The sequence below is a fragment of the Cupriavidus sp. 05N40 genome, assembly GCF_056397305.1.
Window position 1 is genome coordinate 1 of the sequence record NZ_JBFTND010000263.1, and the last position, 8636, is coordinate 8636.

Genomic DNA, 8636 nt, shown 5'->3' on the forward strand with positions numbered 1-8636 from the left:
GCCAACGGGCTGTACGAGGAAATGGAAAAGGCCGGCCATGCCAGGCTCGCCGGCGGCGCACTCGCCTGGTACACCAGCCTGGGGCGTCAGACATTGCGCCACGCGCCCAAGGGCATGGAGTGGTTCGTCCACGGTTTCAGCCGCTCGTTGCTGGCCGCCGGCATCGGCAAGCAAGCCGTCAAACTGCGGCTCAAGGAACTACAGGCGATCGGGCGCAGCGCCGACCCCAAGGTCTTGCGCGCGCACGTGAAGCGCAATGTCAACTTCGCCTTCGCCACCGAACTGGTGGACGCCCGCTCCAGTGAATTCTACAAAGTGCGCGCCAGTGGCTGGCTGCTTGTGTTCGAGGCCGCCCTGCTCGGCCATAAGTGGCTCAAAGGGACCAAGGACGAAAAGGAAAAAGCGGAGTTGGCCGCAGCCGCAATAACAACCTTCGCGGCCGGTCTGGAGGTGTTGGCCTGCGGCACGGAGATCGTGTTGCGCCAATATGCCGCCGCCAGTACGACGGGCGTGGGCGCTACCGTCTTTCTTGGTGGACTCAAGTTGTGGGGTGGCGCGCTGGCTACGACAGCGGGCATCTATCTCGTTAGGTACGACTGGTCCGATGGCGTCGAAGCTGAAAAACAGGGAAATACACTGCTGTGGATGGCTTATCGAATCCGCTTCGCGGTATCAATCGCCATGATAGCGAGTCAAGCCGGCATCGCATTTGCAGCGGCCGGACCGATGTTCAAGTTGCTAGCCGAACGTGCGATAAATACTCGCTGGTTCTCTGGGATTAACTTCCTCGCCAACATAGCGGCCTACCTGGGTAAGGAAGCTGTCGCTCTAATGATGCGAAGAATATTGCTCCGTGGCACCTGGGTGACAATTGTCGTCACTGTGCTTATCGCGATTTTCGATGACGATGCCCTGCAGAAATGGTGCAAGCGGACGATATATCGTGGACCCAAGTTCAATGGGGAAAAGCTGTACAAGGATACGGCACAAGAACTTGCCGGGCTCTACGGCGGACTGCAAGAGGTGCTTTGATGTATTTCGCCGAGTGGATCATGTGGCTGGGCAATATCAAGTCCGATGAGTGGTACAAGAAAAATGTGGAGGACCCTGGTCCAAGCCGACCGGTCGTGGAGCCCGTCTATGAAGAGTCCGTGGCCGAAGACAAAGCGAATCAGGCGGCAAAACGGTTCGCACAGGCCAAGACGCGAGGTCCGGTCTATGCCTGCAACGACATCTATCTGGAAATGCGTTCTGGCGGCATGGAGGATAAGCGCGGTCTGGTAACTCTTGTTTCAGGTGCCGTCATTTATCTGCTGTTTGGCATTTGGATTGATATGGACTTGCCCATCTTCTGGGCCGTTATCATGGGCAACGAAACCGTGTTTGGCAGGGCACTAACTGCCAGCGACATCATCATGGCAATATTCGGAACGCTCCTTTCCGGAGTCCCCCTCTGGTTCTATTTCAAATACGCCTTTCGCTTCACGCGACTGGAAGTGCTGACCTCCCGCCATCTGCTGATCCGCTTCAACCGTGTCACGCAGCAGGTCTATCTGCATCGCCCTCCTAGCTGTGGAGGGATTGTCGTTGTGCCCTGGGAGGGCGTCAGTTCGATGGAAGTCGCCGGCCAGCGCTTGCTTCTCGGCTGGTTCGCCGACGACACGCCGCTGCCCTTTCCCGTCATAGCCTTTGTCGGCAAGCAAAGCAGCGGTGAGGCGGATTTGCAGGCGGAATGGGAATTCATCCGCCGCTACATGGACGAGGGCGGCCTGTCGGCTATCCCAGAACCACGCATCAGCTCGCAACTGCCGCTGCCGTGGCAAGCCTTCATCGCGCAGTTCGAGGCCTTGGGGCCCTTCCTGCGCGAAGGCGGTCCCCTCATCTGGGTCGGCTGCCTGATGATTTCGCCGGCTTTCATCATCCTCGGCTTGTCCCACTGGGCATCGCTGCTGCTGTGCTGGCGACCGCGCTGGCCCAAGGTCATCCGCGAGGCCGGCCTGCCGGGCAAGCCCATACCCGCCTTGTCCACTGCCSACAACTACCCGCCAGACATCCGCGAGCAGCTATTGGCCAACGCGCACCGCTGGGCCGTGCGTCCTGGTCGGCGCCCAGATCGCAAGCACGTCGCAAAGACGTAATGGAGATAGCATGGCAMSCCAATCCGACCTGCGCTTCACCTTCGCCRTCRTCGGCGGGSTRGACTTTGAGGTCATCGAGTTCGATCTCGACGAAGCCCTCTCCGAGACCTTCCGYCTCGACGTGCAGYTGRCCCATGCCGACCCCGACCTCGACTTCGCCACCATCCTCGACCAGCCCGCCCTGCTCACCCTCTGGCGTGGCGACGAACCGGTGCGCCATGTCCATGGGCTGGTCAGCCGCTTCGCGCAGGGCGACACCGGCTTCAGGCGGACGCGCTACCGCGCCGTGGTCGAGCCCGGCCTCGCCCGCCTGCGTCTGTCCTCCGACTGGCGCATCTTCCAGACCCTCTCCGTACCCGAGATCCTCCAGCGCGCACTCAAGGACCACGGACTGGCCAACCGCTACGAGCAGATCGTCACCGCCGAGCACCTGCCACGCGAGTACTGCGTGCAGGCCGGCGACACCGACCTGCATTTCCTCGAACGCATTGCCCGCGAGGAGGGCTTCTACTTTGCCTTCCGCCACGACGCCGACGGCCACCGCCTGATCCACAGCGACCGCCTGTTCGTGCAGGGCCGCATCGCCGGCGGTCCCGTCCTCTACAACCCCACCCCCGGCGGCGACCAGCCCGAGCCCGCCCTGCGCCGCTTCACCTACACCGAGAACGTGCTTACGGCACGCCTCACCCAGCGCGACTACACCTTCACCCATCCCCAGTACGACCAGGAACATGCTCCGCTCGGCGCCGACCTGGACCACCAGAAGACGCATTACGCGCACTACGCCTACCCGGGCCGCTACAAGCGTGACGAGGCGGGCCGCCCCTTCACCGAAGCGCGCCTGCGCGGCCACCGCCGCGACGCCCGCCTTGCCCGCGTCGAGGGCGACGACCCGCGCCTGGTGCCCGGCCTGTCCTTCGAACTCACCGGCCACCCCCGCGGCGACATGAACCACGGCTGGCGCCCCATACGCATGCGCCACCACGGCGTGCAGCACACCAGCCAGGCCGAAGAGAGCGCCGGCAGCGAGCAAGGCACCCACTACAGCTACACCGCCGAACTGGTCCCCGACCGCGCCGAGTGGCGCGCCGAGCCCCTGCCCAGACCGTGCATCGAGGGGCCGCAATCGGCCACCGTGGTCGGACCGGCCGGCGAAGAGATCTACTGCGACGAGTGGGGCCGGGTCAAGGTCCAGTTCCCGTGGGACCGCCAGGGCAAGCATGACGAGCACAGCTCCTGCTGGATCCGCGTGGCGCAGAACTGGGCCGGCGCCACCTGGGGCCACATGGCCATCCCGCGCATCGGCCAGGAGGTGATCGTCGACTTCTGGGACGGCGACCCGGACCAGCCGGTCATCACCGGCCGCACGTACCGCTCCAACCAGTTGCCACCCTACGCGCTGCCGCACCACAAGACCCGCATGACCATCAAAAGCCAGACCCACAAGGGCGAGGGCTACAACGAGTTGCGCTTCGAGGATGAGAAGGACCAGGAGGAAATCTTCGTCCACGCGCAGAAGGACCAGAACATTCACGTCAGGCACGACGAAACCACCTTTGTCGGGCATGACCGCAGCGAGCAGGTCGAGCACGACGAGACGATTGCCATCGGACATGACCGCAAGGAAACGGTGGGCAACGACGAGCAGGTGACCGTCGGCCAGGACCGGCGCCACGACGTCGGCCAGGACGACTTCCTGACCGTCGGGCGCAATCACACCATCCGGACTGGCAAGGATCGTACCGAGGAGGTGGGCAACAACCGCCGCGACAAGACTGCCGCCAACCACTGGATCGAGATCGAGGGGCACGCTGAGACCACCGTGCAGGGCCATGACAAGCTGCAGGCCGGGCAAAGCATCGAGCGCAAGACTGCGCGCTATGAAGTGAAGGCGGCAGAGCACCTCATCATCAGGGGGCCCGGCGGCACGCTGCGCATTGACGGCAACGGTATCACCCTGGATGCGATCGCTATTCGATTCAAGGGGCCCATCTCGCACCCGGGCGGTGGCGGCGGGAATCCGCTATCCATGGCTGGCACACCCAGGGCCGGTCAAGCGTTGGACCGCGTATGCGCCATGCGCGCGGACGGCAGTTGCCCACGCAAACCTTGCCCCTGCGGAAGGACAAACGCATGAGCACCGCTGAACACGCTGTGCCAGGCTGGCCGCGGCAACACGTCAAGGTGGTCACGACCCCGGCCTGGGCGACGCTGCAAGACGGACCCCGCCCTTGGCTTTGGCTCAGTGGCGAATGCAGCGAATCGCTGGAGGCCGATGTTCGGGGGCTTACCCAGCGTTTCGACCATCAGTGGGTGTGGCTGGATACAGCGTGGCAGTACGAGTCCCCCGGATACCAGCAGGGCCCCATGCTGGTGCCGTTGGACACCACCCTGTTTAACCACTTCCTCGAAACCTGGGCACCCCAGCGCGCCGGCTTACTGCTGTTGGGACCGGATGACGAACAGGAATTGCTCGGGCATCTACGACAATTGCGCCTGATCATCGCTGCTGACGGTTTGCCGCTTACCTTCAGCCTTGGCGCATCGCGCCAACTCGAAGAGCTAGGCGAAAGCCTTCCCAACGAGCGCCTTGCCCAACTGTTTGGTCCCATCGCTCGCTTGATCTGGCGTGCCGGCGGCGAGCACGCCACCGAGTGGCTGCAAGCCGATGCGCCAACAGCCATGCCTGGCGTCGCGCTGGCCGACGGCCACCACCTCACGTTGACGCCGGAAGACGAAGCCACGCTTGATCAGGCCAGCCACGCCTGGTTCATGCGCGACACCGCGCGTCTGTTCACCTTGCGCCATCCGGCACTGGCCAGTGCGCTCACGGAGACGCAGTTATACGCGCAATTGATGGCCTTCGACCGCGAAGCCGACAGCCTGGCGTTGCTCCTAGAGCGCGATGCGCGCCACTACATGGAGCTGCGCTTCGTCTATCCCCAGGCGTTGTTCGCCCATGACACCTTGCTGCGAAACCACCTGACCCGCCGCCATGTTCCCGCTCGCCAGCGCCTGCAGGAAGCCGAGGAACGCCTGCAGCAAATCGCGTGCCCCTAGTTTGAGGATTACCACCGTGACCCTGCCCCTCAAAAAAGCACTTCAACCCGCGCATCCCAGTGAGAAGCCAAGGAATTGCGCCATTTCGCCGCCGTCGTGCCAGCGCGGCGTCCCGGTCTACCCCCTGCGCTACGGCATCGCYGACAAGGGCTTCGAAGCCGCAGTCTTCCCGACACTCAGCGTGAAAGGCTATCCGGAACTAAAGGGCAGCAAGGCGTATGGCCTGCGTGTTTTGCGTCCTGGCACCTATGTCTACCTGTTCTATTACCAGAACAGCCGCATGTGGACCCAGCATTACCAGGTCACCAGCGACGTGCGCTTCGCGCCCATCTGGTGGACCGAAGCCGACTGCCAGGACGCCGCTCCCGGCCGCTTGGCCCGCCCCGATACCACCGGTGCAAAACCCTACCTGCTCGCCCCAGAGGACAAGATTGCCGATACCGTCTATGTGCTGGCCACCGACACCATCCTCACGCATGCCACGCTTTGGCGCATAGAAACCAATGACGGTGGTCTGCGCGACAAACTGGCGACAAAGATCAAACCTGCGGGCGGCGCCACACAGACGCATGCGTTCAATGCAGTGCTCCTGGGCACCGCGACTCGCGAACTGATGCCGGCGACGTACGGCCAAGCGATGTACTACCCCTGGAGCGAAATCCAGCCCTCGCCCCCCGGTCCTGACTTCAACCGGATCATCAGCGACATGTATATCACCCTGTCGCCACGCAAGGAGGTGGTGCCACTCGGTGTTGCCCTGCAAGACCCCGTGGGTATGGTCGGCGAACTTCACTATCTGGCAGCCTCCGAAGTCAAAAGAAAAACCCGGTACGCTGGCGAGAATGCGCACAAGTTGCAGAGCGGAAGATTCATCGCCGGGTATTTTCAGGCGGCAAAGAACAGCCCGCGGGCAAGCTCTCCGGAACTGGCTAAGGCGCTCGCCAAGCAGCGCAATCTGATCGACTACACCAACGCCGTCGCCTTCCCGGACCGCTATGAAAAACGGATAGTGGCCTTCGACACCGCTATCGACATGGCGGTCAGGGACGTGTCGTCMTGGGTCGACCTTATCGAAGCTCCCGGACTACTGGGTAAAGCGCTGAGTTGTTTCGATCTGAAGATACTGCACAACGCCCGCGATTACGAAAAAGCGGTATTCAACTGCATCGGTAGCCTGGTCCACACGCAGGACGGCCAGCGGGCTCTCGCCAAGTTGACGTCGATACCTCCCGCTCAGAGCCCCTACTGGCTCGCGCTGGCGAACGGCAGCCAGATTCTGATGGCGCGCCTTCAGGAAAAGACTGCCGACATCGCCAAGAACATGTTCGACGTGGTGGACAAGTACATGGAAGAGCATGCCGCCACCCCCACTACCAATGCATTGATCGGCCTGCTGCAGGCGCTGCCGCAGAACAAGCAGGCGGATATCCTCGTGCGCCGTCTACGCCATGTCATTGAGATCCGCTTTAACGCCACCATTGTCCAGTACGACCTCAGCCTGGCGGACATGTGGCGCTTCGCCTACGAGTTCCAGGGTTACCAGACGCTCGGGAGCGAACGCTTGCGCGRTTGGAAGCGTCCCATGCCCAAGGTCACGCAAGCGGAGGCGACCGCCAGGATCCTGGTTTACGACTGGGTCAAGATTGGCGAGACGACCTACCGCGAACTGGACAGCGCGCCGATCGAGCGGCTGGCGCTTCCGCCAACGCGCCCCATCAAGGTGGAAGGCAACATCTTCATCAATACGCTGAAGCGTATGCGCACGCCTGGTGGGTACCTATTCACCGGGTTGGGTGGATGGCTTGCTTATAAGGGCATGGTGGAAGCGGGTAAGCAATTCAATTCGACCGAGCTTCAAGTATCGAACGCAGTTTCAGTGATCGGTGCTTTTAGCGCGCTCATTGCTGCTGGCATCGAAATTGTTGCTACGGTCGTCGCCGTTCGCGCGGGCGCGCGTGGCAATGTCGCCTTGGCCACCACCGCCAAAATATTCGCCACCAAGCGTGGCGTGGCGATTTTCGGCGCAGGTGGCGCTGGCATTGCGACCGCAGCGGATGCCATTAGAGCAGTCAATGCCCTCAATGAAAGTAATTCCGAACAGGCCCGCATGTACCTTGGTTCTGCCATCGCCGGCGGCGTTATGACGCTGGCGGCCTGGGGCGGCGGCACCGCGACAGCCGCTACGATATCCGGTGGCGGGGCGGCAGTGGCCGTGCTTGGCCTCACGCCCGCAGGCTGGGCCGTGGTGGGGCTTGTCGCCCTGGGGGTTGGCATCGCCTTTAATGTCGGCGTCGATATGACCAAACACGGTCCTGTCGAAATATGGCTCAAGCACAGCGCCTGGGGTGTCGATCGCCGGCATTACACAAGAAGCGAGGAACTGGATGCCATCCACGGCCTCTACTACCGCCCGCGCCTGAGCGCTGAGTGGGACAAGACCTCAGGCTATGAGATCGGCACCCTGCGCATCCATTGCCAGTTGCCCGGCACCAACGACATGCCTGCCGAACATTTCCAAACCCAACTCAGCTTCACCCTGGCAGGCAACGAGCTTGTGCCAGTCCAAGGCCCCATTGTCTATGCCGCGGGTACCAGCCCCATCGACTACCGTCGCCAATGCTTGATCACGCCACTGGGTCATACCGGCAAGGAATGCGGCTGGGCCATCCAGATGCACGAGGACACCAAGGTTGCGCTGAAATACCTGTACCTGCCCGCCCCGGTCGAGCAACCCGGGCTCGCCATCGACCAGCCTGGCGCGCCGACACCACTGGTGTTCTCCTCGGGAGGCCTGTTCACCGATCCCATCGACCCGGCTAAGCTGGAGCCAGTGGGGACGCCTCTGTGAAAGCGGAAACCATCAAGCGACTTCCGCCCAGCCTGCGTCTGGGCGGCACGCCGCTCTATCGGAACCACGCTATCAGTGAGCCGCCCAAGCCCGATGGCGTGCGTCGCGTCAATGATCAGTGCGTCGAACTGGAGACCTATGCGAATTTCACGCGGACCAGTACTGCGGGCTTTATCGGTATGTCCGTCTTAGTGACGATCGCTGCGATGTTATTCATGTTAGCCATTGTCGATAAAGAAAAGATAACCTTTCAGATGGTTGGGACTTTGGTGATCAGTGCACCATCGTTGCCAGCCATGGCCTTCCTGTTTTACTTTGCCAGCGGCGCACATCGCAGCCGTGGCGCCTTCATCCGCATTCATCGCGGCACGCGCAAGCTCTATTTCATTTTCCCCGGCACAGAGCGCCTGCACGTGCTCGACTGGAACCAACTCGAAGCCTTGGCCGGCTACATCCCCATCGTGTCTGCCAGTGGCTATGCCAGCCGGCATCCGCTGTACCTGATCGGGGTCGATTACACGATGGACCCGTCGACCGAAATCTGCGCGGCCTGCGGCAACCTGGGTCTGTTCGACGGCGATCGCTCGGCC

Annotated in this window: 6 protein-coding genes; all 6 read left to right on the forward strand. The window is 62.3% G+C overall.

Features of this window, described 5'->3' with window-relative positions; translation table 11 throughout:
• Positions 1-1032, forward strand: a 1032-nt coding sequence (locus tag AC1DO7_RS36760; protein ID WP_477117263.1) for a hypothetical protein, incomplete at its 5' end; no start/stop codon positions are given.
• A complete protein-coding gene (locus tag AC1DO7_RS36765) occupies positions 1032-2138 on the forward strand; it encodes a DUF6708 domain-containing protein (protein WP_477117264.1) in 1107 nt (368 codons plus the stop codon). The genes AC1DO7_RS36760 and AC1DO7_RS36765, both read left to right, overlap by 1 nt.
• Positions 2139-2148: 10 nt before the next feature.
• A complete protein-coding gene (locus AC1DO7_RS36770) occupies positions 2149-4275 on the forward strand; it encodes a type VI secretion system Vgr family protein (protein WP_477117265.1) in 2127 nt (708 codons plus the stop codon).
• Positions 4272-5198: a hypothetical protein gene (locus AC1DO7_RS36775; RefSeq protein ID WP_441624421.1), complete on the forward strand. Its 927-nt coding sequence runs from the start codon at positions 4272-4274 to the stop codon at positions 5196-5198. The genes AC1DO7_RS36770 and AC1DO7_RS36775 overlap by 4 nt, the downstream gene beginning before the upstream one ends.
• Positions 5199-5214: 16 nt before the next feature.
• The gene (locus AC1DO7_RS36780) at positions 5215-8046 is read left to right on the forward strand and encodes a toxin VasX (RefSeq protein ID WP_477117266.1); all 2832 of its coding nucleotides are present in this window, start codon (positions 5215-5217) and stop codon (positions 8044-8046) included.
• The coding region (locus tag AC1DO7_RS36785; protein WP_477117267.1) for a hypothetical protein at positions 8043-8636 on the forward strand (594 nt) is incomplete at its 3' end. The genes AC1DO7_RS36780 and AC1DO7_RS36785, both read left to right, overlap by 4 nt.